Annotated in this window: 20 protein-coding genes, 3 tRNA genes and 3 pseudogenes; 13 read left to right on the top strand and 13 right to left on the bottom strand. The window is 43.5% G+C overall.

All coding sequences use genetic code 11. From position 1 onward, the window contains the following. Positions 1-9: 9 nt before the first annotated feature. From J5A60_RS05560 to wecA, 4 genes are all read right to left on the bottom strand, one after another. Positions 10-86 (bottom strand) — tRNA-Pro (locus J5A60_RS05560). A gap of 1 nt (position 87) precedes the next feature. Next, positions 88-163: transfer RNA gene (locus J5A60_RS05565), tRNA-His, on the bottom strand. Positions 164-194: 31 nt separating this feature from the next. After that, positions 195-271 (bottom strand) — tRNA-Arg (locus tag J5A60_RS05570). A gap of 166 nt (positions 272-437) precedes the next feature. After that, on the bottom strand, positions 438-1,511 hold the full coding sequence (wecA, locus tag J5A60_RS05575; RefSeq protein ID WP_109104254.1) for a UDP-N-acetylglucosamine--undecaprenyl-phosphate N-acetylglucosaminephosphotransferase: 1,074 nt from the start codon (positions 1,509-1,511) through the stop codon (positions 438-440). A 126-nt stretch (positions 1,512-1,637) separates the two neighbouring features. Between wecA and hemL the strand changes: the two genes are divergently transcribed. Further along, positions 1,638-2,921 (top strand): glutamate-1-semialdehyde 2,1-aminomutase, encoded by a 1,284-nt coding sequence (hemL, locus tag J5A60_RS05580; RefSeq protein WP_212509720.1) that lies wholly within the window; start codon positions 1,638-1,640, stop codon positions 2,919-2,921. Between the two features lie 88 nt (positions 2,922-3,009). Here the strand turns inward: hemL and J5A60_RS05585 are convergent, their stop codons facing one another. The 8 genes and pseudogenes from J5A60_RS05585 to map form a co-directional block, all read right to left on the bottom strand. Next, the gene (locus tag J5A60_RS05585; protein ID WP_212509721.1) at positions 3,010-3,249 is read right to left on the bottom strand and encodes an IS3 family transposase; all 240 of its coding nucleotides are present in this window, start codon (positions 3,247-3,249) and stop codon (positions 3,010-3,012) included. Then, positions 3,243-3,623, bottom strand: coding sequence for an IS3 family transposase (locus J5A60_RS09565; RefSeq protein ID WP_371817622.1), 381 nt, complete (start codon positions 3,621-3,623; stop codon positions 3,243-3,245). Before J5A60_RS09565 ends, J5A60_RS05585 begins: the two co-directional genes overlap by 7 nt. A 41-nt stretch (positions 3,624-3,664) precedes the next feature. Then, positions 3,665-4,040, bottom strand: a pseudogene (locus tag J5A60_RS05600) (transposase). Positions 4,041-4,112: 72 nt separating this feature from the next. Then, a complete protein-coding gene (locus J5A60_RS05605) occupies positions 4,113-6,068 on the bottom strand; it encodes a site-specific recombinase (protein WP_212509722.1) in 1,956 nt (651 codons plus the stop codon). A 120-nt stretch (positions 6,069-6,188) separates the two neighbouring features. Further along, positions 6,189-6,326: pseudogene (locus J5A60_RS05610) on the bottom strand (integrase core domain-containing protein); the annotation flags it as partial. A 187-nt stretch (positions 6,327-6,513) separates the two neighbouring features. Then, positions 6,514-6,889: pseudogene (locus J5A60_RS05615) on the bottom strand (transposase). Positions 6,890-6,950: 61 nt separating this feature from the next. Next, entirely contained in the window at positions 6,951-9,542 is a 2,592-nt protein-coding gene (glnD, locus tag J5A60_RS05620) for a bifunctional uridylyltransferase/uridylyl-removing protein GlnD (protein WP_212509724.1), read from the bottom strand. 66 nt (positions 9,543-9,608) lie between these two features. Beyond that, entirely contained in the window at positions 9,609-10,412 is an 804-nt protein-coding gene (map, locus tag J5A60_RS05625; RefSeq protein ID WP_109104262.1) for a type I methionyl aminopeptidase, read from the bottom strand. A 135-nt stretch (positions 10,413-10,547) separates the two neighbouring features. Here map and erpA point away from each other — a divergent pair, with 135 nt between their 5' ends. From erpA to mrcB, 3 genes are read left to right on the top strand one after another with little or no spacing between them, the layout of a single operon-like run. Further along, positions 10,548-10,889 (top strand): iron-sulfur cluster insertion protein ErpA, encoded by a 342-nt coding sequence (gene erpA, locus J5A60_RS05630; RefSeq protein ID WP_109104263.1) that lies wholly within the window; start codon positions 10,548-10,550, stop codon positions 10,887-10,889. A 1-nt stretch (position 10,890) separates the two neighbouring features. Beyond that, positions 10,891-11,253 (top strand): YacL family protein, encoded by a 363-nt coding sequence (locus J5A60_RS05635; protein ID WP_212509725.1) that lies wholly within the window; start codon positions 10,891-10,893, stop codon positions 11,251-11,253. Positions 11,254-11,283: 30 nt separating this feature from the next. Beyond that, positions 11,284-13,665, top strand: a complete 2,382-nt coding sequence (gene mrcB, locus J5A60_RS05640; RefSeq protein WP_212509726.1) for a penicillin-binding protein 1B — start codon at positions 11,284-11,286, stop codon at positions 13,663-13,665. A 133-nt stretch (positions 13,666-13,798) separates the two neighbouring features. Here the strand turns inward: mrcB and dld are convergent, their stop codons facing one another. Further along, entirely contained in the window at positions 13,799-15,490 is a 1,692-nt protein-coding gene (gene dld / locus J5A60_RS05645; RefSeq protein WP_212509727.1) for a D-lactate dehydrogenase, read from the bottom strand. Between the two features lie 296 nt (positions 15,491-15,786). On the opposite strand from dld, the gene J5A60_RS05650 reads away from it, so the two are divergent. The 9 genes from J5A60_RS05650 to J5A60_RS05690 all read left to right on the top strand — a co-directional run bounded on the left by J5A60_RS05650 (position 15,787) and on the right by J5A60_RS05690 (position 26,988). Beyond that, positions 15,787-17,382 carry a lactate permease LctP family transporter gene (locus J5A60_RS05650; RefSeq protein WP_212509728.1) on the top strand — a complete coding sequence of 532 codons (1,596 nt, stop codon included), beginning with the start codon at positions 15,787-15,789 and terminating at the stop codon, positions 17,380-17,382. Positions 17,383-17,478: 96 nt separating this feature from the next. Beyond that, positions 17,479-18,204, top strand: coding sequence for a (Fe-S)-binding protein (locus tag J5A60_RS05655; protein WP_006718553.1), 726 nt, complete (start codon positions 17,479-17,481; stop codon positions 18,202-18,204). 6 nt (positions 18,205-18,210) lie between these two features. After that, complete coding sequence (locus J5A60_RS05660) at positions 18,211-19,623, top strand: LutB/LldF family L-lactate oxidation iron-sulfur protein (protein WP_212509729.1); 1,413 nt, start codon at positions 18,211-18,213, stop codon at positions 19,621-19,623. Next, positions 19,623-20,330 carry a lactate utilization protein C gene (locus J5A60_RS05665; RefSeq protein ID WP_212509730.1) on the top strand — a complete coding sequence of 236 codons (708 nt, stop codon included), beginning with the start codon at positions 19,623-19,625 and terminating at the stop codon, positions 20,328-20,330. The genes J5A60_RS05660 and J5A60_RS05665 overlap by 1 nt, the downstream gene beginning before the upstream one ends. Positions 20,331-20,514: 184 nt before the next feature. Next, the gene (locus J5A60_RS05670; RefSeq protein WP_212509731.1) at positions 20,515-22,422 is read left to right on the top strand and encodes an FTR1 family protein; all 1,908 of its coding nucleotides are present in this window, start codon (positions 20,515-20,517) and stop codon (positions 22,420-22,422) included. 42 nt (positions 22,423-22,464) lie between these two features. Beyond that, the gene (locus tag J5A60_RS05675) at positions 22,465-22,986 is read left to right on the top strand and encodes an iron transporter (protein ID WP_212509732.1); all 522 of its coding nucleotides are present in this window, start codon (positions 22,465-22,467) and stop codon (positions 22,984-22,986) included. 129 nt (positions 22,987-23,115) lie between these two features. After that, the gene (locus J5A60_RS05680) at positions 23,116-24,534 is read left to right on the top strand and encodes a Fe-S-containing protein (RefSeq protein ID WP_212509733.1); all 1,419 of its coding nucleotides are present in this window, start codon (positions 23,116-23,118) and stop codon (positions 24,532-24,534) included. A 2-nt stretch (positions 24,535-24,536) separates the two neighbouring features. After that, on the top strand, positions 24,537-25,862 hold the full coding sequence (locus J5A60_RS05685; RefSeq protein WP_212509734.1) for an ABC transporter permease: 1,326 nt from the start codon (positions 24,537-24,539) through the stop codon (positions 25,860-25,862). Beyond that, entirely contained in the window at positions 25,849-26,988 is a 1,140-nt protein-coding gene (locus tag J5A60_RS05690; RefSeq protein WP_109433368.1) for an FtsX-like permease family protein, read from the top strand. Before J5A60_RS05685 ends, J5A60_RS05690 begins: the two co-directional genes overlap by 14 nt. Position 26,989 lies beyond the last annotated feature (1 nt).

Here is a 26,989-nt window from a genome sequence, read left to right on the forward strand (position 1 = left end):
AATTAAAATTGGTCGGCGAGATAGGATTTGAACCTACGACCCACTGGTCCCAAACCAGTTGCGCTACCAAACTGCGCTACTCGCCGATGGGGTGGCTAATGGGACTTGAACCCACGACAACCGGAATCACAATCCGGGGCTCTACCAACTGAGCTATAGCCACCATATTTAATTAGTTGAACTCGCATGACCTTTGGCGCGCTCGACAGGATTTGAACCTGCGACCTTTGGCTCCGGAGGCCAACGCTCTATCCAACTGAGCTACGAGCGCTAGAAGCGTCGTTGCGGGGCGTATATTAAAAGTTTAAAAAGTGCTTGTCTAGTTTTTTTTTATAAAAATTTATCATCAGCTATTTTTTTAGCCAAAATGAATATAATTTATAAAATTTCTGGTTATTTTTTATTTAACTCTAACTTTTTAGTGAAAAATTTAACTTCTATTTAGTTTTGGCGCGTTTAGCCGCACGACGTTTCATTCGACGTATCCAACGGGTGATCTTCCAAGCTTTCGTAATAGAATAAGAATAAAGGAAGAAGAGAATAATGAATGCAATGAACATGATCCATTCATTAATATAGTAAATTTCCCCTAAAATCCCAAAGCCGGCACACAATGCAGCGACAAAGGTAATTAACAAAAACGCCTGACGGGAAGTTAAACCTGCACGCACCATCAAATGATGGACATGCAAGCGATCCGGACGGAATGGGCTCTTCCCTTTTCTTAAACGACGATAAATAATCGCCACCATATCCACCAACGGAATAGCAATCACCCAAAGTGCGGTCACCGGATTCATCGGATGACCTTTGCCTTGCGTACTTAGCAACAGAATCCAAATAATCGTAAAACCGATCAACGTACTGCCGGCATCACCCATAAAGACTTTAAATTTCGGTCCCAACGGAATCCCCAGATTCATCATTAAATAAGGAATCGTTGCAATAATTAAGCCAAAACTCCAATAAGCCAAATCCATTTGCCCATCGCGATACATCAAAATACCGATCGCAGCGAAAGAAACACAAGACAATCCGCCCAGTAAACCGTCAATACCATCGATCATATTAAATGCATTAATGATACCGATGGTCGCCAACACGGTAATAATTAAGCCGATAGATCCTAACGTGAGCTGGAATGGCCCTAAAATTTGCCCTAAATGATCGAGGTAAACATTCCCCATATCGATCATGAGAATGGCTAAAAATGCCTGAACGCCTGCGCGCAAGAAAGGACTAATGTCATAACGGTCATCAATAATGCCCATTAATAGCAAGACTAAAATACTGAATAAATAAAGATAAGGTAAACGCGTTTGATCCCACTGCATGAGATAAAAACAAAGATTCCCCATAAACAATGAAATGCCGCCAATTAACGGAATTGCGCCTTGATGGCGTTTACGATAGTTAGGTTTATCCACCAAACCGATTTTAATCGCAACGGGGCGCATCACAAGTAAAGTTAAAAGTGCCCCAAGAAATGTAACAAATAACGTCAATAACATAGGTTTTCCCATGAAAATAAAATGTGCAAAGGATATCACAAAGGCAAAAGGCTACATAAATATTTTTACTCACCTTCCTTTTTTTCAGTACAATAAAGCACTTTTTTGTATATAAGGATAAAAACGATGGCAAATTCAACCGCACTTTTCTCCCGCGCTCAACATGTTATTCCGGGCGGCGTTAACTCACCGGTTCGCGCTTTTAACGGTGTCGGCGGCACACCGGTCTTTATTGAAAAAGCACAAGGCGCTTATATTTATGACACAGACGGCAAACAATATATTGACTACGTAGGGTCTTGGGGCCCGATGATTTTAGGACACAATCACCCCGCTATTTTAAATGCCGTGATGAAAACCGCACAAAACGGCTTGAGTTTCGGCGCACCGACACCGTTGGAAATCGAACTCGCCGAATTAGTGTGTGAACTTATCCCTTCAATTGAAATGGTCAGAATGGTGAGCTCCGGCACCGAAGCTACGATGTCAGCCATTCGCTTAGCCCGTGGCTATACAAATCGAGATAAAATCATCAAATTCGAAGGTTGCTATCATGGTCATGCGGATTCCTTATTAGTCAAAGCCGGTTCCGGCGCATTAACATTGGGGCAACCTAACTCACCGGGTGTGCCGGCAGATTTTGCCAAACACACGCTCACCTGTACCTATAACGACATCGACTCTGTCAAACAAGTCTTCGAGCAATATCCTGACGACATCGCTTGCGTGATTGTCGAACCTGTCGCAGGCAACATGAACTGTGTTCCACCGAAAAATGATTTCCTGCAAGGGTTACGTAAACTTTGCGATCAATATGGTGCCGTATTCATCATTGATGAAGTAATGACCGGTTTCCGTGTGGCACTTGGCGGTGCACAACGTTACTACAATGTCACACCAGATTTAACCTGTTTAGGCAAGGTGATCGGCGGTGGTATGCCAGTAGGCGCCTTTGGCGGCAAGAAAGAAATTATGCAACACATTGCCCCAACCGGCCCGGTTTACCAAGCAGGCACCTTATCCGGCAACCCGATTGCTATGGCAGCCGGTATCGCTTGCTTAACAGAATTGAAAAAAGCCGGTAATGAGCAAAAACTGGCGCAACAAACGGAAAAATTAGTAAAAGGCTTGCAACAGCTTGCCGATAAGCATCAAGTGCCGTTCACCGTCAATTATGTCGGCGGTATGTTCGGCATTTTCTTTACTGATAAAAAAGAAGTCACTTGTTATCAAGACGTGATGACGTGCGATACCGAAAAATTTAAACGCTTTTTCCACAAAATGTTGGATTTAGGCGTTTATCTGGCGCCGTCTGCATTTGAGGCAGGCTTTATGTCTCTTGCGCATTCTGATGAAGACATCGAGCGCACGCTAGCGGCAGCAGATATTGCTTTTGCTGAATTGGCATAATTCATAAAACGCAAAGTGCGGTCAGATTTAAAAACGTTTTTAAATCTGACCGCACTTTGATCTGCCCCCCAAAAGTTGGACAGGTTAGTTAACTTAAATATTGAGCTCGGTATTGCACCGGGCTCAATCCTTTTAAACCAAGTTTAATTCGTTTTTGGTTGTAATACACTAAATATTCTTCAATTTCAGCCTGTAATTCAGCAATTGAATGATAACTCCGTGAGTAAAAGCACTCGGATTTTAATATCGCAAAAAAGCTTTCAATCACCGCATTGTCGTAGCAATTTCCTCGGCGACTCATGCTCTGTACGGCTTTTCCTTTCAGCATATTCCCCATTCCGCCGAGCCATACAATACCCCTTGGTCGCTGTGAATAATCGGGCATTCTGTTGGTTCAAGCCTACTAAGCCCTTGTTCTAACATCTTTTTTACCAATAAACTTTGGGCGTGTTGCAAAGTTATAGGCAATAATTTCCCGCGTTTCCCATGTCTTTTCTTGCGTAAAATGGAATGAATACCTAACTCGTTCATCAGCTTTAACACCGTTTTATGATTCAAATTAAAACCCATTTGGCGTAATTTAAACGTCATGGGGCGATAACCATCTCGTTTTCTGTTCTTTTTATACAGCGATAAGATAGCCTCTTTTACCTCGTGATAATTTCGCTTAATCTCTTTATAGTAAAAGCTTGAACGAGGCATTTTAGCCACACGAAGTAAATCACTTAACGCATGGTCTGGCTTCAATCTTTCAATGATTTTTCTTTTTTCTGTCGCTGTTTTTGACGGTCGAGCGCCTCTAACTCCTTTAGGTAAGCAATCTCCGCACTAGCCAAGTGCGAGCTCTCGTTGTAACTTTTTAAACGCTTTAGGTGAAAAGTCTGTGGTTTCTTGAATTTCAATGTCTTTCTTTTTCATCTTTGGCTTCACTATTTTCGGTGTTTTAAGGTTTGTATAAGGCGATTTTACGCCATCAAGCCCTCTTTCCCGAAATGCTTTTAGCCAATAAATGACGAGAACGTGGGAAATTTGATGAAGTTTAGCCACCTCACGGATACCATAATTCTGTTCGGTGACGAGTTTGATAATTTCTAAACGAAATTGATAAGAGTAAGACATAATCTGCACCTCAAATTAGGTGTCCAGGTTTTGGGGTGCAGATCATTTTGGGGTGCAGATCACTTAAGCCGATTATTTATCTAATTGAACAGGAAGAAATAAGCTTAATGGACGTTTTCTCACAATTTGACAAACTTCATGCCAAATTGCCCACCAGCTATCAATTTCCGTATTTAAAGAGCGCAGTGCGACCCAAAGTGTCAATGAAAAACTGACCATTAAATTCACTAAACCAATCAGCAACACAAAAGCAATGCATTGTAAAAAGAATGGATAGGCAAATTGTCCACTGACTGCACTATATCCTAAATTCGCTGATGAAAATGCAACATGACGAATATCTAACGGGAGATGAGTTAAATATCCCACTAAACCGGTAAGCCCAAGTAACATACCAAAACAGAAGTTACCAATAAGCGAACCATAATTCTCATGCATATAATTAGCAAATTTAACGCGAGACTTCTCAGACATCAATTTTTTTAATAACGGATGTTGTGCTAAACGCATGCGCATATTCAAATAATTGCTGCGGTTATCAAAATAGCCAGAAATAATTCCGGAGCAGAATAACCATACACCTGCAATAGCTGCGAACCATAAAGAACCATCTAAAGGATCAATACGGTGTAATTGATAGGCTATTTTCTCTGAATTCATCAATGGCTCACCTGTTTGATGTTGATAAACAAAAGCAATTAATGCCGCTAATCCCATAGCAACTACTACATTGCCTAAAACGGCCACGCTTTGGGAACGAAATACATCCACTAATAACTGGGCTAATTTCATATTTAATGTTTTGCCTTGTGGATTTTTCTCTACTGCCTCAGCAAAACGAGCAGCTGTCATGGCTGGCTGTTTGGTTGCAACCGTGAAATGCAACATAAAGATCACCATAAAACCGAAGCCGTAATTTAAACCTTCGGCAAGACCTTTCCAGACTTTATCATCAATAATGCTGCCTAAATAAGTTTTAAATAGCGCCATCAGTGCAATTAATACACCACCACCTGCCGCAGAATAAAACATTGCCCAGTACTCTTTTTTATCTCGCGTAATGTAATGCTCGCCATGATCGCCCGCATTTTGGGTAATGCTACGTGAAATTAATCTTGAGCTTTGTTTCCATAATCGGGTGATGCTATGTTTTTCTGCTGCTGCGCGGGCAAAACAGCCGGTTAATAACAATATTCGGCGTGGTAAATAGCGATTTGAAACAAAAATCGCCATCAAGGTTTCTAATCGTTCTAAGGTCTGAGAAAGACGCTCCAATAAATAAGCCGTATTTAAAGAAGAGCCCACCACAGCTCCACGTTTTTGCAAACGCTCAACCAATTTTTTACATTGGCTAAACATTACCTGTAAATGGCTATCATCAAAAACGGTTGATTGGCGGCGGGCCTGTAACCAATTCACCACTTCATGGTGCAATGCCACAAAAGGGGAATCAGCATTCAACAGAGAGGGCTCCATTCGCATCAATTCAGGATCCATATCTTCAGCCGCAATCCAAATTGAAAGCATCTCAATGGCAAATAACCCTTCACTTTCAATATGATTTTTTAAACGTTCACGATCTTTTTGTTCTGTACAACGGGTTAAGACGCCAAATACGCCTCGCCACGTTTTTAAAGGAACGGCATCAATCCAGCGTGCATCATTTTTATCGCTAAACAATAAATAAAAAATATCACGTAAATCATTAATATCTTTAAAAGAGGGGTTAAAACGCTCATAAATACGCGTTTTCATCTCCTGTCCAAAACCGCCACGTGTAAGAATACCGCTACTAATAAACAAGGGGTAAAGGCGTAAACCACATAACCAACCACATAATAATTTCGAAACAGAACATCCTAATTCTTTATCTTTCTTTAAGATAAACTTAAACAAATGCAAGGTCGGAGAAATTTTTTCTGTGGGGCTGCTACGTAATAATTGGCACAAGCCCTCCACGAGACCAAAGGCATCGTTTTCCGCCACTTTGTTACGCAAAAATTGCGGTAAGGTATCGATTTTAATCATGAGCTTCCCCCTCATATCGTTTATATTCAAAAGCGTGACATTATACAGCGCTGTTGGATAAAGTAAAAATTAACGGAAAAAGCGATCTGCCCCCCAAAAAGTTGGACAGGTTAGTTAACTTAAATATCCTTCAATTTCAGCCTGTAATTCAGCGATTGAATGATAACTCCGTGAGTAAAAGCACTCTGATTTTAGTATCGCAAAAAAACTTTCAATCACCGCATTATCGTCGCAATTTCCTCGGCGACTCATACTTTGAACCGCTTTACCATTTGGCGTAATTTAAACGTCATGGGGCGATAACCATCTCGTTTTCTGTTCTTTTTATACAGCGATAAGATAGCCTCTTTTACCTCGTGATAATTTCGCTTAATCTCTTTATAGTAAAAGCTTGAACGAGGCATTTTAGCCACACGAAGTAAATCACTTAACGCATGGTCTGGCTTCAATCTTTCAATGATTTTTCTTTTTTCTGTCGCTGTTTTTGACGGTCGAGCGCCTCTAACTCCTTTAGGTAAGCAATCTCCGCACTAGCCAAGTGCGAGCTCTCGTTGTAACTTTTTAAACGCTTTAGGTGAAAAGTCTGTGGTTTCTTGAATTTCAATGTCTTTCTTTTTCATCTTTGGCTTCACTATTTTCGGTGTTTTAAGGTTTGTATAAGGCGATTTTACGCCATCAAGCCCTCTTTCCCGAAATGCTTTTAGCCAATAAATGACGAGAACGTGGGAAATTTGATGAAGTTTAGCCACCTCACGGATACCATAATCCTGTTCAGTGACGAGTTTGATAATTTTCAAACGAAATTGATAAGAGTAGGACATAATCTGCACTTCAAATTAGGTGTCCAGGTTTTGGGGTGCAGATCACTTTTATGTTTAAACACTAATTTAAAATTTGCAACAAACGCGTCAATAACGTGGCTCTCTCCGACTCGTCCAAGGCACGGCCGAATTTGTTCGTTAAAATAAAGAAGTCTTCTGCCTTTTCACCAATGGTGGTGATTTTGGCATTAAGTAAATTCAGCTCTAAGTCGCAGAACACAGCACTCACATCCGCCAACAAGCCAGCCTGATCCAGAGCGAACAATTCCATTTCAGTTTGATCGTTCTTCTCAAGATTCAAAAAACGCACGTCGGTTTTCACATGAAAATGAGCCAAATGGTGTTTTTCGCGCAGGCGTTGTTTATTCACCGTTTCTGACGTTAGGCTTTTCGTCAGAGCATCTTCCAACATGCGACGACGATCAAATGGCAACTCAGCACCATCCAATTCAGTCACAATAAAACTGTCCAACACATAGCCGTCTTGCGTGGTAATAATTTGTGCATCGTGAATGCTGAGTTTTTTCGCGCCGATGGTACTCACGACTTTATTAAACAGGTTCGGGCGGTCATTGGTATAAATAAAAATTTCCGTACCACCACCGGAAAACCGATTGCTCACTTTTACCAACACATCACCGCGAAACTCGGCAAGCAGTTGCGTATGCCAGCTGATTTGCTGCGGCGAATTACGTAAAAAATAATCCAACGGGCAACGTTGCCATAGCTTTTCAATTTGCGGCTCAGAAAGTGCGGTGTTTTTTTCACGTATTTCTAACAACGCTAAGTGGCGATGCTCTTCAGCCTTTGCCTGATTGTCCAACAAGGTTGCCAGCCCTTGGGCAAATTGTTGCGTGGTGTAATCGTATAAGGTCGCTAATAAAGAACGCTTCCAGCTGTTCCATAAGGTTTCATTGGTTGCCACAATGTCGGCAATGGTGAGGCACGTTAAATAATCTAAGCGCACTTGATTACGCACACGCTCGGCAAAACTCAGCACAATTTCCGGGTCATGAATGTCCCGTCGTTGTGCGGTCACCGACATCAACAAATGCTGTTCTACCAGCCATGCCATGGTTTCTGTTTCGCGTTGGTCGAAACCATGCAGTACGGCAAACTCGCGTATATCTTCCGCCCCCAGTAATTCGTGCGCACCGCCACGCCCTTTGGCGATGTCATGAAATAAGGCGGCAATATACAATAAAGTGCGGTCAGAAATTTGATGCATTATTTGATGGCAAATCGGGTGATTTTGTGCCGACGCTTCCGCTAAAAAACTTTCCAGTTTTAACATCACACGCAGAATATGTTCATCCACGGTGTAACAATGAAACAAATCAAACTGCATTAAGCCGACAATATTGCCCCATTGCGGTAAATAGGCGGTCAGCACACCATATTGGTGCATCGGGAAAAATGCGCGTTGGATGGCATTGGGCTGATTAAACAACCGAATAAATTTTTCTCGTGCTATCGGTAAATCGCATAAATACCCTTGCCGTTGCTCTAGCGCTAAATACAGCTCACGTAATACGGAAGAATGGATCTCCGCTTGCGGATATTGCGTTAAATAATAGAAAAGATCGAGGATGCTTTCCGACTGTTGTTCAAAGCATTGGCGATGGCGCAAACAAATGGATTGATTTATCAAGCTGAAATTCACATCAAGCACTTGCTCGTTCACCACTTCATGTGGGGTTAAAAAATGCTCCTGATAATGCTTGACCAGTAATTCGCTCAGCAATGAAATGGAATGTAACGCCTGAAAAAATTGCTTCATCATGGCTTCCACGCCTTGATTGCCTTCGCCTTGGAATCCCAATAATTCGCTGACTTTTAATTGACGATCAAATAAGAGGCGGTTGTCATAACGCTTCAAGATAAAATGCAATGCATACCGCACTTTAAACAGAAATTGTTGGCTTTTCAGCAACAAAGCATACTCCGCCGGATGAATAAATCCCGCTTGCAAAATTTCCTGCAAATTTTTGGCGCCGTTGTGGCGAAGGGCAATCCAATACAACAAATGCAAATCCCGCAAACCGCCAGGACTGTATTTAATGTCGGGTTCAAGATTGTAAGACGTATTGTTATAACGTTGATAACGCTCATTTTTTTCTTGAATCTTTGCCTGACAGAAATCGGTTTTTGACCAAAAAGTCGGTTGTTGCACCAATGCGACCAACTGTTTGAATAACGTTTGATTGCCGATTAAATAACGGGACTCCAGTAAATTCGTGGCAACGGTAATATCCGCCATGCCTTCCGTTTCGCATTCGGCAAGGGTACGGATGCTCTGCCCAACGTTAAAACCGCAATCCCATAAGAATTGCACGAATTGACCGAGTGTTTCCTGCAGCGCAGCCGTTGGTGTTTGCTCGGTTAAAATCAAAATATCCAAATCGGAAAGCGGAAACATTTCCTGCCGCCCGTAACCGCCCACGGCAATCAGACTTAATGTGGGATTGTCGGCAAATTGAAAATGGCACCACAAGTGCAAAAGGAATTGATCATAAAACGCGGTACGATTGGCAATCAGTTGATCGATGGCTATTTTGTCAAAATTCGCCAGTTCAAACTGTTTTAAATTTTCTCTCTGAATTTTGACCGCACTTGGCGTGAGCTCGGCTTGGGTATCGTAAGGAAAAAGCATAGGTTGCCTTGCAAAAGCAGGAAATAGAAAAAATCCGCCACGGGAAACGTAGCGGATTTCGGTTAATTAAACGTTCACCATGACACGTTGGATGCGCCCTTCGGCAATCTCTTCGTCACGGATGGTCATCACTTCACAGCCGTTTTCTGTGACCACAATTTGGTGCTCAAATTGGGCGGAATGGCTACGGTCTTTGGTTTTTACCGTCCAACCATCGCCCATTAAACGCACTTCTTTTTTACCGGCGTTAATCATTGGCTCAATGGTGAATACCATGCCCGGTTTTAACACGACACCGCCATCGTCCGCATAATAGTGCAACACTTGTGGTTCGCAGTGGAATTCCGTCCCAATGCCATGGCCACAATATTCGCGCACCACACTAAAAGTTTGAGATTCCGTATATTTTTGTACGGCTCTACCGATTTCATTTAAACGAATGCCCGGTTTAACCGTACGCAGACCGACATAAAGGGCTTCTTGCGCCGCTTCCACCAGCTTTTTACTGCGTAAATTGGTTTCGCCAACGATATACATTTTCGAGTTATCTCCAAAATAACCGTCTTTTATCACCGTGACATCAATATTCACAATATCGCCATTTTTCAGATGCTTATCAAAACTTGGGATGCCATGACAAACCACTTCGTTAATGGAAATGCAAGTCGCTTTCGGGAAACCATGATAATTCAAGCAAGCTGGAATAACTTTTTGCACGTTCACCATATAATCGTGACAAATGCGATCCAATTCTCCGGTGGTAACGCCCTCTTTTACATAAGGTTCAATCATCACCAACACGTCGGATGCCAGTTTGCAAGCTTCGCGTAATTTAGCAATTTCCTCTTCCGTTCTTAATGGAATACTCATGTTTATCTCCCTATTTAAAAATTAATGGGCAGAATTATAGCACTGTGACAGAGAAAAATCCTTGATAAATTCTTGAATGGACTAGTCGGTTATTGGATAATACGCCCTCAAATAAATCGTGGGGAATTACACAATATGACAGAGATATCCGTTCCGTTAACCTTTACTGATGCTGCGGCACAAAAAGTGAAGTCTTTAATTACCGAAGAAGAAAACCCGGCACTTAAATTGCGCGTCTATATTACCGGCGGCGGTTGTAGCGGCTTCCAATACGGCTTTACCTTTGACGAAAAAGTCAATGAAGGTGACTTAACCGTAGAAAATGCCGGCGTGCAATTAGTTATCGACCCGATGAGCCTACAATATTTAATCGGCGGTACCATTGACTATACCGACGGCTTGGAGGGTTCACGTTTTGTGGTGAATAACCCGAATGCCTCATCCACTTGCGGTTGCGGATCCTCTTTCAGCATCTAATATGGATTTTCAGTTTACCTCCCATCAAGGCAACACTGTCGCGAAGTGCTCCATGGAGCACGAAGCCTTTGCCAACTGGTTTAACATCGAAGTGCGGTTAAATCCACAACTGATTTCCACCGCACTTTTTCATTTACAAAACTTACCCGCCCCCCATGCGGCGGATGTCGTGTTAACCGGTGCCGAATACAGCTTATACATTAACGCAGATGAGGTGATGGCGAAGGCAAATAATCTTGCCATTGAGAATCAAGACGCATTGGAAGACGGTTTTTATTATTACGATGATGAAAGTATCGCCTTTTGTGGCATTGAAGATTTTGCCCGTTTTTTACATTCTTACTTGGATTTTATCCGTGCCTAATCCCAACATTCAGCCCAAACGGTAACGCACATGGCAACAACACCTGCTCAAAATACGTCTTCCAAACAACCTTCTACAACGCCCCAAAAATCTTGGACGACGACCCTATTAAAAATTGCATTTACCGCCTTTTGTATGTTGTTTTGCTATTCCGCTTATTTGGATTGGCAAATTCGCAGCAAAATGGACGGACAAATTTGGCGTTTGCCGGCGGAAGTGTATAGCCGTATTGAAAGTGTTCGGGTCAGCGACCAACTCAGCCTTGAGCAAATTAAACAACTCCTGCTCGATAACGAATACCGCCAAACCACAATGATCGCAGCACCGGGCGATTTTAAAATCGAAGACAACACTATTGTCTTATTGCGTCGTGCGTTCCCTTTCCCCGACACACCGGAGGCACAACGGGTTTTTCGTCTGCGTTTTGAAAATGACAAACTGGCAGTCATTGAAGATCTGATTAACGTCAAAGCGATTGATGAATTTCGCTTGGCGCCGAAATTGATTGCCATTTTGCAATCGGACAAAGAAGAACGTCTTGCGATTTCCTTGCAACAATACCCACGCTTACTCATTGATGCCTTATTACTGACAGAAGATCGTCGTTTTTTCCAACACGATGGCATCAGCCCGCTGGGCATTTTGCGTGCCGTGATCACCAACATTCAGGCAGGTCATACCGTGCAAGGCGGCAGTACGCTGACCCAACAACTGGTTAAAAACTTATTTTTAAGTAACGAACGCACCCTCACCCGTAAAATTAACGAAGCCTTGATGGCGTTAATTCTCGATTGGCGTTATGACAAAAACCGTATCTTAGAAACCTACTTAAACGAAATTTACCTCGGGCAGAACGGCGATAACCAAATTCATGGTTTTGAATTGGCCAGTCAGTTTTATTTCGGACGTTCCGTGCGCGAAATCAGCCTAGATCAAATTGCCTTATTAGTGGGCATGGTCAAAGGCCCTTCCCTCTATAATCCGTGGCGTAATCCAACGAATGCACTAGAACGCCGCAATGTGGTGTTGCATTTGATGTTGGAACACAAAATCATCGGTGAGGAACTGTATCAATTATTGAGCCAACGCCCGCTCGGTGTGCAAGAAAAAGGGAAAATTAGCCGTAAATACCCGGCGTTTATTCAAACCTTACAAACCGAATTACGCCACCAACTTGGCGAAGGCAAGACAGAAAATCTCCTGGGGGCGCGAATTTTCTCTACATTGGACGTGAAACAACAAGATCGCGCAGAACAAGCGGTAATCAGTGCCGTATCCGATTTACAGCTCAAACATAAGAATCCGTTTTTGGAATCCGCCATGGTGGTTGCCGATTATCAAACCGGTGAAGTGCGCGCCATTGTGGGCGGGCTGCAAACGCAATTTGCCGGGTTCAACCGTGCCTTATCGGCTAAACGTCAAATCGGCTCGTTAGTAAAACCGTCCATTTATTTGACCGCACTTATGTATCCGGATCAATTTCGGTTGAACACACCGATTAACAACCAACCGATTACCATCAATGTAAAAGGCAGTCCGCCTTGGCAGCCACGCAATTACGACCGCAAATACAGTGGCTCGGTCATGCTGATGGATGCGTTGGTTCGCTCATTGAATATTCCAACGGTCAATATTGGTATGAAGCTGGGGTTAACGAAAGTGATTTCGGTACAACAAGCCATGGGGTGGGATAAAGTCACGATTCCGAAAGTCCCGTCAATGTTGCTGGGTTCCTACGCCATTTCGCCTTATGACGTGACCAAACTTTACCAAACCATCGCTAATGAAGGGACAAGCATTCCGCTCAACACCATCAACAGTGTGGTGGATAGACAAGGCAATGTGGTTTATTCCCGCGAATTTGAGCCCAAACAAGTAGTTCCACGTGAAGCCGCCTTCCAAACGCTCTTTGCTATGCAACAAGTGGTTGATCGTGGCACAGCTCACAGCCTGCAACCGGATTACGCCTATTTACACTTAGCCGGCAAAACCGGTACCACTAACGATGCTCGCGACACTTGGTTTGTCGGAATTGATGGCGAAAACGTCACCACCATTTGGCTTGGTCGAGACGACAACGGTGAAACGAAACTCACCGGTGCCAGCGGTGCGTTACAGGTTTATAAAGAGTATTTAAAACGTGCCACCACCCGACCTTTAAAACTTCATAAACCGGAAGACATTAAATGGGTCGGTATCAACGCCTATGGCGGTTGGGATTGCAGTAGTGCTCGCACCATTCCTGTTTGGGCAGACAGAAATCAATCGTTCTGCCAACAAACCGAATATACGCCGACAATACCTTCCGCCAATGCTGTTGAAAGCAATAATGTACCAAAACAAGAAAGCGTTTGGGATGTGTTAAACGAAGGTAATTCGGCACCGGTGGAAGACGCAAGACCGGCAAATTAACGCAATAACTTTGCATCCATCTCTTTAAAAAATACCGTAAAAAAAAGATCGCACTTTAGGTGTTAAAGTGCGGTCTTTTTTTAATGTATTTTGTGAGGGCGCAACAACATGAATCCCTCACAAAATGATGTTGCTATTGCCAGTGTTTCTTCTTCGATGTATGCCCGATGCCCGGATTAAAACTGTTGGTTGGATCGAGCGCTTTATAGAATTTACGCAACGCCGGTTTCGCTTCATACAAATGGCCCACATTATGTTCTGCCGGGTATTGTGCGCCGCGTTTATCAAGCAATTCCAACATTTGATGCTCCAATTCCATGCAATCATGACCTTTTTTAACGATGTAATCCTGATGGAAAACATGACACATAAAATGCCCGTAATACAATTTATGACTGATTTTTTGGTCGATCTCAGGCGGCAGCATTTCAAACCACTCACGATCATTACGACGTAATGCAATATCCAGTGCCACAATGTCTTCCACCTCTTTTTCATGAATCGCACGATAACGAATCGCTGCTGAGGCAACGGCAAAGCGGTGTAACATCGCCGCTTGAGTTTCTACGGCATCACATTCAAAGAAAGCGCCTTTGCTGCTCTCTTTAAAGTAAGAGGTTAAATAATCCCGCGCTTCCTGTACGCCATCACCGCCCATTTTAACAATCAAGTGATGTTCGTATTGATCACGATATTGCCATAATTTTTTCGGCAAATGTTCCGGCAAGACCGTTGAAATCGCCTGCATGATTTTGTCGCTGAAATGACTTGGCATAAAACTGATTTTTTTAGCCAAACGATCCACTTTGGCTTTCATGGCAAATAACTTCGGCAACCAATGTGTGCCAAATTTCTTGATAACCCAGAAAGTGTCTTTACCGTATTTGGCAGCTACATCAAACGCATCACGATGAATATACTCGCCGGAAATCGGTAGCTGTTTAAAATTCGCCAACATATGACGACGAAGATCATTTAATGCTTCAGTTTGGTTGGTGCCAATATAAAATACCGCGGTCTTGTTCTCCGCCACAAAGGTATCCAAACGGACGGCAAAAATCGCTAATTTACCCGCACAACCGGAAGCCTCATAGTGACGTGCCGGATCGGCATTAAAACGTGCTGGGCTGTCTTCATCCACTTGGCGCACATGATTGCAGTAAGCGTGATCATGACCTTTGCCACAATCTAATTGAATGTCTTTACGTTGATAACGTTGATTCTCCAAATTCGCTAAAATTTCTTCCGGCGTTTCACCCAAATCAATGCCTAGGTGATTAACGAGTTGCAATTCTCCCTGCTCTGTTAATTGGGCGTAAAGCGCCATTTCCGTGTAAGCCGGGCCACGTTGCACCAACGCCCCACCGGAGTTATTACAAATACCGCCAATCACCGAGGCGCCAATACAGGAAGAACCGATGACAGAGTGCGGTTCACGTCCGTGCGGTTTTAAAGCAATCTCTAATTCATTTAGCGTAGAGCCCGGCAAACAAACCACTTGCTGTGCATCATTAATTAATTGAATGCCAGAAATACGCATCGCGTTGATAATCACAATATCACGATCGTAATCATTGCCATCGGGCGTAGAACCGCCGGTTAAACCGGTATTGGCGGCTTGAGCAATAACAATAACATCTGCCGCCACACAAGCTTTAAGAATCGCCCAAAATTCCGTTAAATTTCCCGGACGGACTACGGCCAAAGCGTTTCCGTTACCAAAACGATAACCACTGCGATAGGCTTCCGATTTGCTTGGGTCGGTAATCAAATATTTGTCTCCGACAATTTGACGAAGTTGACTAATTAATGAAGTACTGGTCATAGATTGTTACCCTTATGTTAAAAATAACGTTAACGAAAAACGCCAAAAGAATAACAGAAATTAACCAGTAAAACACAGTAAAAACACACTTTTTTTAGACCGCACTTGTTTGTACAAAAGTACTAATTTAATTAAAGCTGAAACAATTAAGTTACATAGATCACATTTTTTAAAAAAATATGCGCACTTTTTGATAACTAGATCACACTTTCTCCAAATAGGTATATTTTTTCTAAGCGTATTTCCTAGAATTCCTGCGATGTTTTAATCGCTAATTATTATTAACAGGAGTAAACATGTCTTTTTTCCTAAGCGTCTTACCTATTGCTTTATTGATCTATTTAATGGTGAAGCGTAATGCTTTACCGTCTTACGTTGCATTACCTTGGATTGCAACACTTGTTATGGGTGTGCATTTATTGCACTTCAATACAGACATTATTACCATCAGCGCGAATGTAACCTCGGCAATTGTGGCGGTACAAACCCCAATTACCGTTATTTTCGGCGCGATTTTATTCAACCGTTTTAGTGAAGTGTCCGGTGCAACCGACATCATGCGTAAATGGTTAGGTAACATTAACCCAAACCCGGTTGCACAATTGATGATTATCGGTTGGGCGTTTGCTTTTATGATTGAAGGCGCCAGTGGTTTTGGTACACCCGCCGCTATTGCCGCACCAATTCTGATGGGGTTAGGTTTTAATCCGTTAAAAGTAGCGATGCTTGCCTTAATCATGAACTCCGTTCCGGTTTCTTTCGGTGCGGTGGGCACTCCAACTTGGTTCGGTTTCGGTCCGCTTAAATTGTCTGAAGACATGATTTTAGAAATCGGCTCCATGACCGCACTTATCCACGCCGTAGCCGCGCTTATCATCCCATTACTGGCACTTCGTGTATTAGTCAGCTGGAACGATATTCGTAAAAACTTGGTCTTTATTTATATCAGCGTATTTGCTTGCGTTGTGCCTTATCTCCTCATTGCACAAGTTAACTATGAATTCCCTTCTTTAGTGGGCGGTGCAATCGGTTTGTTTATCTCCGTATGGGCAGCGAATCGTAATATCGGTTTGGCGAAAGTCGAAAACACGTTGGATAGCAATGCAGTAACCACCGGTCAAGTGATCAAGGCACTCTTCCCTACCGGTTTATTAATTGCGTTCTTAATCGTGACGCGTATTCATCAACTGCCGTTTAAAGCGATGATGAACGACACCACCGTTTGGTTTACTACCGTATTAGGTTCACTAGGTACATTTGAAGTGAGTAAAGGCCTTATCTTTAGCCTAAAAAATATCTTCGGTTCTGATGTTTCCTCAAGCTATAAATTGCTTTACGTGCCGGCATTAATTCCATTTGTTATCACCGTATTAATTGCCATTCCGGTATTCGGGGTTTCCGGAGCAAAAGTCAAAGACATCTTTACGTCGAGCTTAAGACAGTCCAAAAATCCATTTATAGCCCTAATGGGTGCTTTAGTGATGGTGAACTTAATGTTAGTGGGTGGCGAACATTCTATGGTGAAAATCATTGGCCGTACCTTTGCAGAAGTGAGCGGTAATAACTGGACGATTTTCTCCTCTTACCTTGGTGCGGTAGGTGCGTTCTTCTCCGGTTCTAACACCGTGTCGAACTTAACCTTCGGTAGCGTACAATTATCCACCGCAGAGACCACCGGTTTATCTGTCGCATTAATCTTGGCACTACAATCTGCCGGCGGTGCGATGGGTAACATGGTATGTATTAATAATATCGTTGCCGTGTCCTCCGTATTAAACATTCAAAATCAAGAAGGCACCATCATCAAAACAACGATCATTCCAATGGTGATTTACGGTATTATTGCTGCGCTTTGTGCCACGCTATTAATCCCGTTGTTCTACACGTTGTAGCGGCAACACATAAAATTAACTAAAAAAACGACCGCACTTTTGCGGTCGTCATTTAATTTTTACCTTATTTCTCTTTTTTAACATTGGAGTATTACTATGAATGTGAATTTCTACGTGACCTGCATTGCCGACGTAGTAAAGAGCGGTGTAGCAAAAAACACCGTTCTATTACTGGAAAAGTTAGGCTGTCAGGTGACCTTTTTGGAAAAACAAGGTTGCTGTGGACAACCTGCATTAAACAGCGGTTATACCAAACAAGCCCTTCCCGGCATGAAAAACTTGGTCGAAACCTTTGAAGCCAACGACTACCCTATCGTCGCCCCTGCCGGATCTTGCGTTTATGCCGTTAAAAATTACCCGGATTACTTCACTCGCGCCAATGAACCGGAATGGGCGGAGCGCGCGAAAAAAGTCGCCGCTCGTTTCTATGACTTAACGGATTTTATCGTCAATAAACTCGGCGTAACCGACATCGGTGCCCATCTGCCAGGTCGTGCAGTTTATCACCCCTCCTGCAGTCTATTCCGTAAACTTGGCATCGTGGACGAGCCGATCACATTACTAAAACACGTTAAAGGTTTGGAACTGTTACCTATTCACAATCAACAAACTTGTTGCGGATTTGGTGGCACGTTCTCGGTCAAAATGGCAGAAATTTCCGGTGAAATGGTAAAAGAAAAAGTGGAACACGTTGAAGAAGTCGAACCGGAATACTTAATTGGCGCAGACGTGAGCTGTTTACTCAATATCGGTGGTCGCCTACAACGTGAAGGCAGCAAAATCAAAGTGATGCACATCGCAGAAGTGCTAATGCAGGAGTAATAAACTATGTCATTAAAAACCAGCAATCTTGCATTTAAAGCACGCGTTGATCGCGAAGTCCATAATGAAATCATGCGCAAAGCGGTGGTAAAAGCCCAAGAAACTATCGGCACAAACCGTCAAAAAATGGTGGATGAGTTAGGCCACTGGGAAGAATGGCGTGATTTATCGAAACAAATCCGTAACCACGTTTTAGCAAACCTTGATGCTTATTTGCACCAACTGAGCGAAAAAGTCATGGAAAACGGAGGTAAGGTTTATTTTGCCGAAACCGCCGAAGAAGCCACCGAATACATTCGCCAAGTCGCGCTGAAAAAAAATGCCAAAAAAATCGTGAAATCCAAATCCATGGTAACCGAAGAAATCGGGTTAAATGGCGTGTTGGAAAAAGAAGGCATGCAAGTCATTGAAACCGATTTAGGGGAATATTTACTGCAAATTTCCGGCGACAAACCCTCTCATATTGTGGTACCTGCGATTCACAAAGATCGCCACCAAATTCGTAAGGATTTACATGAAAAACTGGGCTATGAAGGTGCTGAAACCCCGGAAGACATGACCCGTTTCGTGCGTGAAAAAATTCGTCAGGATTTCTTAGAAGCAGACATCGGCATCAGCGGATGTAACTTTGCTGTGGCGGAAACCGGATCTGTTTGTTTGGTCACAAATGAGGGTAACTTACGTTTAGCCACCACCCTCCCTAAAACGCACATTGCCGTGATGGGAATGGAGCGCCTAGCACCGACGTTCCAAGAAGTAGACGTGTTAATTACCATGCTTGCCCGTAGTGCGGTGGGTGCAAGATTAACCGGCTACAACACCTGGCTTACCGGTCCGCGCCTTGCCGGCGAAACCGATGGTCCGGAAGAATTCCATTTAGTCATTGTCGATAACGGTCGTTCCGATATTCTGGCTTCCGAATTCCAAGAAGTTTTACGTTGTATTCGTTGTGGTGCCTGCTTAAATACCTGCCCGGCATACCGTCAAATCGGTGGTCATGGGTATGGTTCTATTTATCCGGGTCCAATTGGTGCAGTGATTTCGCCATTACTTGGTGGCTATGACGAATTCAAAGAATTGCCGTATGCCTGCTCCTTATGTAATGCCTGTAACTCTGTTTGCCCGGTACGCATTCCATTAGCCCAACTGATTTTAAAACACCGTGAAAAAATGGTGGAACAAGGTAAAACGCCGGCATTGGAACGCTTATCCATTTTCGGTTTTGGCTTTGCCAACTCACATCCAACCTTATGGAAAATCGGTGTAAACACCGGCGCCAAATTAGCGGGAAAACTCATTAAGAACGGCAAAGCGCCAATTAAAATGGGTGCCTTGGCAGAATGGACAAAAGCCCGTGATTTACCGACACCTGAAGGCGAAAGCTTCCGTCAATGGTTTAACAAAAGAGGAGCAAACTAATGGATTTACAAAATAGAGAAAACTTCCTCAATCAATTGGCAGCCAAAATGGGCAAAGAACGTCGCACTGTGCCTGAAGTCATGGCAACGCCGGTGAATACTCATCCGACAGAACGCCTAACCCATTTAACGCAAGCAGAACTTTGCGATGAATTTGTAAACTTCGCCAAAGTGATGATGGTGGATGTGGTTGTGACGTCAGAAACGTTAGCAAAACAGACCGCACTTGAGCTTTGCGAAAAATACGGTGGCGGCGATATCGTGTTAAACGATGACCCGCGTTTAGAAGAACTGGGCATCACCGAAGCGGTTCAAGAAAAATACACTTGTCATATTTGGTCGCCGGAACAAGCGGAAGCGAACATTGCCAAATCGGAACAAGCCAATATTGGGATTGTTTACGCCGAATATGGTTTAACCGAATCGGGAGGTATCGTGCTATTTTCCCAAGCTGAACATGGCCGTTCTGTGAGCTTACTACCGGAGAAATCCATTGTCGTTGTACGCAAAAGCAAGATACTACCCCGTGTAGCACAACTAGCAAAAATCCTACATGACAAAGCCCAACAAGGCGAACGTATGCCTTCTTGTATTAATATCATTTCCGGCCCAAGTTCCACAGCAGATATTGAATTAATCAAAGTGGTCGGCGTGCATGGCCCGGTGGCGAAAATCTACCTTGTCATTGATGATTTAGCACAAAACTAAAACATCCTCGCCATGAGATAAAAAGGAAAGTTGCCAAACTTTCCTTTTTTATGCGCCATAAAAAAGCTCATTTTGTGATCTACCTCAGAGATTAAACAAGAATTTACTTGCACTAAAAATTGATTAGAGGATAATAATTATCAATTATATCTATAGGCAAATGCAGTAAATCAAGGAGATGCGCATGTGTTTTTCCCGTTGGTCTCAATCTGTTCTTTTTAGTTTTATGCTTCTGTTTTCAGCATTTACCCATGCAGAAGATAACTATCAGCAATGGGTACAAGACATTGAAAATCGGTTGGATAAAACCGCCGCACTTTATGCCGAAAATAAAGTCGATGAGGCTCGTACCGAAGTCCAAATGGCTTATTTTGAAGTGTTTGAAAATCTTGAAGGGCCGATTCGCATTAACTTTTCTGCCCAAAAAAGCTATCAAATGGAAGCCACCTTTGGTGAAATTCGTAAAATGATTGGTGAAAACCAGTCGCAAGAACAAGTCAAAGCGAAAATCGATGGTCTTAAAGCTGCGTTACAAGAAGTGCTTCCTTCCCTAACCGCAGGACACCAACTTAATGCCTCCGGTCAGCACGGCGTATATGAAAACGCAACGATTGTTGCACACTGGCAAAAAAGCTTTAAAACTATCGATGATTTATTAGCTCAAGCCATGACTGCGTATGAAGCAAAAGATTACGCAACCGCCAAAAAACTGGTGCAACAAGCGCAATACGATGGGTATAAAAACTCCGAAATGGAAATGTCCATTCGCCAAAATCGTTCCGCCACCATTTCCGGCAATCTTAATCAACAGTTTTATGATTTAATCAAACTGAGCGAACAACCGGATCAAATCAGCAATTTCGGTTATCAAATCACGACGTTATTACAAGACGTTGAAGAGCAACTGCCTGACTTACCAACCACCCGTGATACACAAGTGGAACAACCTAACAATCAAACTATCGCTGATACCACGCAGGACAAAGACTGGTCGCAGGTTAGTGCACAAGTGAACGCTGGCATTCAACAAGCCATCGGCTTGTACGAGCAAGGCGAAGCCAAAAAAGCCATGTTAGCGGTGCAAGATACCTACTTTGACATTTTTGAAAGCACTGGCATGGAAAACAAAGTGGGTTCCCGCGACAGCAATTTCAAAACACAATTAGAAGGCTATTTCACCCGTTTGGTGAGCTTAATGAAAGCCGGCGCAGAGAAAGAAAAGTTGCAAGAACAAGCGCAAGGATTAAGCCAAGATTTAAGTAAAGCTGTAGAGATGTTACAGGGCGGAGAACAGACTGCATGGAGCATGTTCTTATACAGCTTATTAATCATCTTGCGTGAAGGGCTAGAAGCACTACTCATCGTGGCGGCTATCGTGGCATATTTAGTAAAAAATAACCATCAAGACAAACTGCCTGTCATTCGTCAATCCGTCTATGTGGCATTACTCGGCAGCCTCATTACTGCCGTGATCTTCCAACTTATTTTCTCTAATTCCGGCGCCAGCCGAGAATTGTTGGAAGGCTTCACAATGATGATTGCCGTGGTGATGTTATTCATGATGAGCTATTGGTTGCTTTCCAAAGTGGAAGCGCAAAACTGGAAACGCTATTTGGAAGGCAAACTCTCTACTGCGCTCACCACCGGCTCTCTTGTAGGTCTGTGGCTGACCAGTTTCCTTGCCGTGTATCGTGAAGGCGCAGAAACCGTGTTGTTCTACTATGCCCTCGCCGGCGATGCACAAAGTGCGGTGGATTATTTCTATCTTTTCGGCGGTTTCTTCCTTGGCGTGCTAATTCTCGCCGTGTGTTATGTCCTCATGCGCTACACTGTGGTAAAACTACCGCTTAAACCGTTCTTTATGTTCACCGGTTCATTCATGTATTTAATGGCCTTTGTATTTGCCGGTAAAAGCGTACTGGAACTTATCGAAGGCAAATTATTTGAACCGACCTTGGTTTCCGGCATCACGGAAATCTCATGGTTGGGTATTTATCCTTATGTAGAAACATTGGTTCCGCAGGCTGTCTTGTTGGTGGCTGCTGTTTTTGCATTCATTTATATGAAGTACCAAAGCAGAAAATCTGCTTAATGTCGCACAAGCTATACTTATTCAGTTAAGGAGAAACTAAGTATGAAAAAAACATTAATCGCCACCGCACTTTTAGCAGGCATGATCACCGCACCCGCAGCTTTAGGTTTTAAAGAGTTCCCAGTAGGTGAACCGGTGACTATGAACGAAATGGAAATTGCCGCCGTGTATTTACAACCGGTTGACATGGAACCACGTGGCATGGGCTTGCCGGCAGCGAAATCCGATATTCACTTAGAAGCGGATATTCACGCCACCAAAGGCAACAAAAACGGTTTCGGTGAAGGCGAATGGGTGCCTTACTTAACCATTCAATATACCTTAGTAAACAGCGACACCGGTGAAAAACAAGACGGCACCTTCATGCCGATGGTGGCCAGCGACGGTCCTCACTACGGTGCAAACATCAAAATGATGGGCGTGGGTAACTACAAATTAACCTACCACATTGACCCGCCACCAAAAGCCGGTATGCACCGCCATACGGACGAAGAAACCGGTGTTGGCCGTTGGTGGAAACCATTTGATGTTAACTATGAATTCAAATTCACCGGTTTGAAATAAGCCTTTCAGGTGTTAACTAAAAATAACAATAAAAACACCTTGAAATCACTCAAGGTGTTTTTTTATGCTAGAGCATAATCTCTGATCAAAAATAAGCGATATGATTCATTCACCCTTTCGGAGTAAGCTATGAACTATTTTTTTGTTTTCCTCATTCAAACCCTACTCCCTATTTCTATTTTGCTCAGTTGCAGTTGGGTGCCTTACCCGAACGCCAATGTGAAAAAACTCATTTGGCTTTCTCTTTTCGGATTTTTTATCGGTAGCCTCATCTCGCTGAATTTACCTGCAACACAAAGTGCAAAACTCGCTGTTACCATTATTGCATTGTGTATTTTATTGTTTGCTTATTTCAGCCAATTTATCCATTGGCAAAAACTCAATACCTTTTGGCATATCATGTTGTCTATGCTTGCCGGACACTTGTGGGCGAAAGATCCCAATATTGCGGCTATCACCGGCACAGACGTCATTAACACCGACTTTTTACTTCAATTCAGCGCGATCATTTTAGGCGTTATTTTCTGCATTATTGTCGCCGGTTGGCTATTTATTTTATTTCAACAACAAAAAACGCCCGGAAAAACGACCGCACTTTCTGTTTTCTTAACCTCCCTTTTCACACTGCTATTAATAACCCCATTGATGGGCGATATCTTGTTGATTTTAATGAAGCTCCAAGTGGTAGATCTCACAAAAGTGCGGTTAAGTTTTGCGGCAAAATCAGGCAATATTTCCGTCTATTTGAATTATATTAACGTCGCGGTATTGGCATTTATTGTGTGCCTATTTGCTTTCAAAACACACTTGCCACGCGTTCATCAAGTTAAGCAAGAACAAGACCCGATTGAAAAACGCAAAGCGATTGCCGCCAAACAGACCTCCGACAAAATTATCGCTTACGGTTTAGTCGCAATCGCTATCATCCTTGTTTCCCAACTTTATTGGGACAGAATCGCGTCCCAGCCGCCACAACTTTCTGAAGCTCAAAGAGTCACCTTAGATGGGGAAAACAACGTACACATCCCAATCGAACAAGTAAAAGACGGGAAATTACACCGTTTTCTTTGGGTTGCCGACGATGGCAAAGCGGTACGTTTCTTCGTTATTAATCGCCTGCCCGACAAACTCAGTCTTGCTGCCGTATTCGATGCCTGCATTTTATGTGGCGACCAAGGTTATGTAATGGAAGGCAACCAAGTGGTATGCGTAGGTTGTGGCGTCCGTATGTTTACCCCTTCCATCGGCAAACCGGGTGGTTGTAACCCGGTGCCGATTGATGATTGGAAACAAACGGATACGGAAGTGGTCATCAACAAGAAAAACTTGGAAGAAGGATTAAATTACTTCAGCACCATCCTTGAAATCGAAGTGGTGGATCCCGTTAATGGTAAGAAATTGACCAACACTAAAACGGAACACAAATACAATCATGAAGGCAAAACCTATTTCTTTACTGATGAAAAGAACTTAGAACTGTTCCGTGATAATCCTGAGGCCTATTTAAACCAAGCCGATGAAGCCACAACCGCCAAGGAGGAAAAATAATCATGTTAGCGCGAATGTTATTTCAATCTTGGCGTTACGGTTTAAAGCGTAAGTTTCTTGCCATTGTCACCATTTTCCTCGCTGCCGGTTTGATTTCCGCCTTGCTCGCCGTGTCCATAGACATTGGCGACAAAATGGCAAAAGAGTTGAAATCTTACGGTGCCAATATTTTGGTAGAACCGGCTAGCAGTGCCGTTTTGCCGGATGATGTCAGCGGCCGTAGCTCCCTCGCTACGCAAGATTTTTTAGATGAAAAAGAACTGCCGAATGTGAAAGACATTTTCTGGCGCAACAACATTGTGGGGTTCGCGCCCCTACTGAGCACACAGATAAAAGCCAGCGTAGCTAACGGCGTAGAAAACGATGTGAGCATCCTCGGGACGTTTTTTGATCATAATATTCCTGTGCCGGATGAAGAGGATTACCACACCGGGCAAAAAATCATCAGCCCTTATTGGCAAGTAGAAGGCGAATGGGTAGATGATGCTACTGATGATTTCGGTGAACAAATTCCTGCCCTACTCGGTGCCCAACTTGCTAAACAACAGCAATGGAAAATCGGCGATGTGATTACTTTAAGTTATCAGACGGAAGAAAACGCACCTCAACAACACATGACCGCTATCGTAAAAGGCATTGTTAAAACCGGCGGCACAGAAGAACAACAACTGATTTTGCCGTTAAGTGCGGTGCAAAATTTACTTGGATTAGAAGGCAAGGTACAGGCGATTAAAGTCTCCGCGCTCACCGTACCGGAAAATGATTTATCCCGCAAAGCCCGCGCCAATGTGGACGGTTTGGCCGCAGAGGAATATGACCGTTGGTATTGCACGGCCTACGTTTCCTCTATTTCCCATCAATTAGAAGAAGCGATTTCCGGCGCGATTGTTCGCCCTATTTGGCAAGTTGCGGCTTCCGAAGGCGTCGTCATTGAAAAAATTCAATTATTACTCGCTGTCGTCACCCTTGCCGCACTGATTGCTGCCGCCATGGGCATTGCTTCATTAATGACTACAACCATTATCGAACGTAGTAAAGAAATTGGCTTAATGAAAGCGCTCGGCGCCTATCAATGGCAAATCGTCTTGCTGTTTTATTGCGAAGCCATCATCAGCGGCTTAATCGGTGGTATCTTAGGTTGCATTGCCGGTTGGGGCTTAGCACGTTTTATCGGTGCCACGTTATTTGGCGCACCGCTCAGTTTCGCCTGGATCGTTATCCCTTGCGTACTGGTACTTTCCGTCTTGATCGCCGTGATCGGCGCTTGGTTCCCGGCACACCGTATTGCCCGTCTTTATCCTATTGAGGTACTTTATGGCAGACAATAAACCTATCAATATGTTTTGGCGCTTGGTGTTACGCGCCTTGCGTCTGCGCTTGCAGCGGGTATTCATCATTTTTGCCGCACTCACGGTAGGCGCAAGCATTGTGACGGCAATGGCGGCAGTGTACTTCGACATCAACACTAAAATGAGCCAAGAACTGCGTACCTTCGGCGCCAATTTTTATATTGGCCCAAGCAACGGCAATTTAATCAAAGTGGATCAAGTGCAACAGATTCTTGACCAAGCACCGAAAGGCTTAATCACGGCTGCAAGCCCCTATTTATATGGCGTGACACGTAGTGATTTAGAAAAAATCGTGATAATGGGCGTGTGGTTTGAAGACATGAAAACCCTTGCGCCTTATTGGCAAATCACAGGCAATCCTATCGGGGTAAACTTCGACGAACGCAACGCTATGATCGGTAAAACTCTCGCGGAACGGCTCAATTTAAACGTAGGCGATAAACTCACGTTAAGCCTCAATTCCGTGGATAAACACCAGTTCAATATTAAAGCTATCGTAGAAGCAGGCGATGCTACCGACAATATGTTGATCGTGAGCCTCGATTTTGCACAAAACTGGTTAGAAAAAGAAAACTTGGCGACCAACGTATTGTTAAACGTCAAAAACGATCAAGGCCAAGTGGATCAATTCGCCCAACAGTTGCAACAACAGTATCCCGATTTAGACATTCACCCGATCCGCAAAGTCTCCGCCTCCGAAGGGCAAATTTTAGATAAAATCAAAGGCTTGATGGGCTTGATTTCTGTAGTGATTTTGATTTTAGCCACCCTTTGCGTGAACACCACCTTAATCGCCATTGTGGGCGAACGAGCGAAAGAGTTTGCGTTACAAAAAGCCCTTGGCGCGAAAAGTCGAGATATCATTAAACAAATCGGCGCAGAAACCTTGATTATCGCCCTTTGCGCCATTGTATGCGGCTTAATCATCGGCTACCTATTAGCACAGGTGCTCGGCTTAACCGTATTCAAAGCCTATATTGATATGCGCCTGCCGGTGCTCCCAATTACCATCACTTTATCCTTATTAGTGGCGTTTATCGCGGTTATCGTACCGACCCGCCGCGCTTTAGACATTCAAACCGCCAACGTATTGAAAGGGGAATAAT

Source organism: Aggregatibacter sp. oral taxon 513 (assembly GCF_018128305.1).
GTDB classification, from domain to species: Bacteria; Pseudomonadota; Gammaproteobacteria; order Enterobacterales; family Pasteurellaceae; genus Aggregatibacter; species Aggregatibacter segnis_A.

Bases quoted from the DNA above. Each gene is read 5' to 3' on its own strand.
- wecA (WP_109104254.1), bottom strand. From the start codon at position 1,511: ATGTTATTGACGTTATTTGTTACATTTCTTGGGGCACTTTTAACTTTA.
- hemL (WP_212509720.1), top strand. From the start codon at position 1,638: ATGGCAAATTCAACCGCACTTTTCTCCCGCGCTCAACATGTTATTCCG.
- J5A60_RS05585 (WP_212509721.1), bottom strand. From the start codon at position 3,249: ATGCTGAAAGGAAAAGCCGTACAGAGCATGAGTCGCCGAGGAAATTGC.
- J5A60_RS09565 (WP_371817622.1), bottom strand. From the start codon at position 3,623: ATGCCTCGTTCAAGCTTTTACTATAAAGAGATTAAGCGAAATTATCAC.
- J5A60_RS05605 (WP_212509722.1), bottom strand. From the start codon at position 6,068: ATGATTAAAATCGATACCTTACCGCAATTTTTGCGTAACAAAGTGGCG.
- glnD (WP_212509724.1), bottom strand. From the start codon at position 9,542: ATGCTTTTTCCTTACGATACCCAAGCCGAGCTCACGCCAAGTGCGGTC.
- map (WP_109104262.1), bottom strand. From the start codon at position 10,412: ATGAGTATTCCATTAAGAACGGAAGAGGAAATTGCTAAATTACGCGAA.
- erpA (WP_109104263.1), top strand. From the start codon at position 10,548: ATGACAGAGATATCCGTTCCGTTAACCTTTACTGATGCTGCGGCACAA.
- J5A60_RS05635 (WP_212509725.1), top strand. From the start codon at position 10,891: ATGGATTTTCAGTTTACCTCCCATCAAGGCAACACTGTCGCGAAGTGC.
- mrcB (WP_212509726.1), top strand. From the start codon at position 11,284: ATGGCAACAACACCTGCTCAAAATACGTCTTCCAAACAACCTTCTACA.
- dld (WP_212509727.1), bottom strand. From the start codon at position 15,490: ATGACCAGTACTTCATTAATTAGTCAACTTCGTCAAATTGTCGGAGAC.
- J5A60_RS05650 (WP_212509728.1), top strand. From the start codon at position 15,787: ATGTCTTTTTTCCTAAGCGTCTTACCTATTGCTTTATTGATCTATTTA.
- J5A60_RS05655 (WP_006718553.1), top strand. From the start codon at position 17,479: ATGAATGTGAATTTCTACGTGACCTGCATTGCCGACGTAGTAAAGAGC.
- J5A60_RS05660 (WP_212509729.1), top strand. From the start codon at position 18,211: ATGTCATTAAAAACCAGCAATCTTGCATTTAAAGCACGCGTTGATCGC.
- J5A60_RS05665 (WP_212509730.1), top strand. From the start codon at position 19,623: ATGGATTTACAAAATAGAGAAAACTTCCTCAATCAATTGGCAGCCAAA.
- J5A60_RS05670 (WP_212509731.1), top strand. From the start codon at position 20,515: ATGTGTTTTTCCCGTTGGTCTCAATCTGTTCTTTTTAGTTTTATGCTT.
- J5A60_RS05675 (WP_212509732.1), top strand. From the start codon at position 22,465: ATGAAAAAAACATTAATCGCCACCGCACTTTTAGCAGGCATGATCACC.
- J5A60_RS05680 (WP_212509733.1), top strand. From the start codon at position 23,116: ATGAACTATTTTTTTGTTTTCCTCATTCAAACCCTACTCCCTATTTCT.
- J5A60_RS05685 (WP_212509734.1), top strand. From the start codon at position 24,537: ATGTTAGCGCGAATGTTATTTCAATCTTGGCGTTACGGTTTAAAGCGT.
- J5A60_RS05690 (WP_109433368.1), top strand. From the start codon at position 25,849: ATGGCAGACAATAAACCTATCAATATGTTTTGGCGCTTGGTGTTACGC.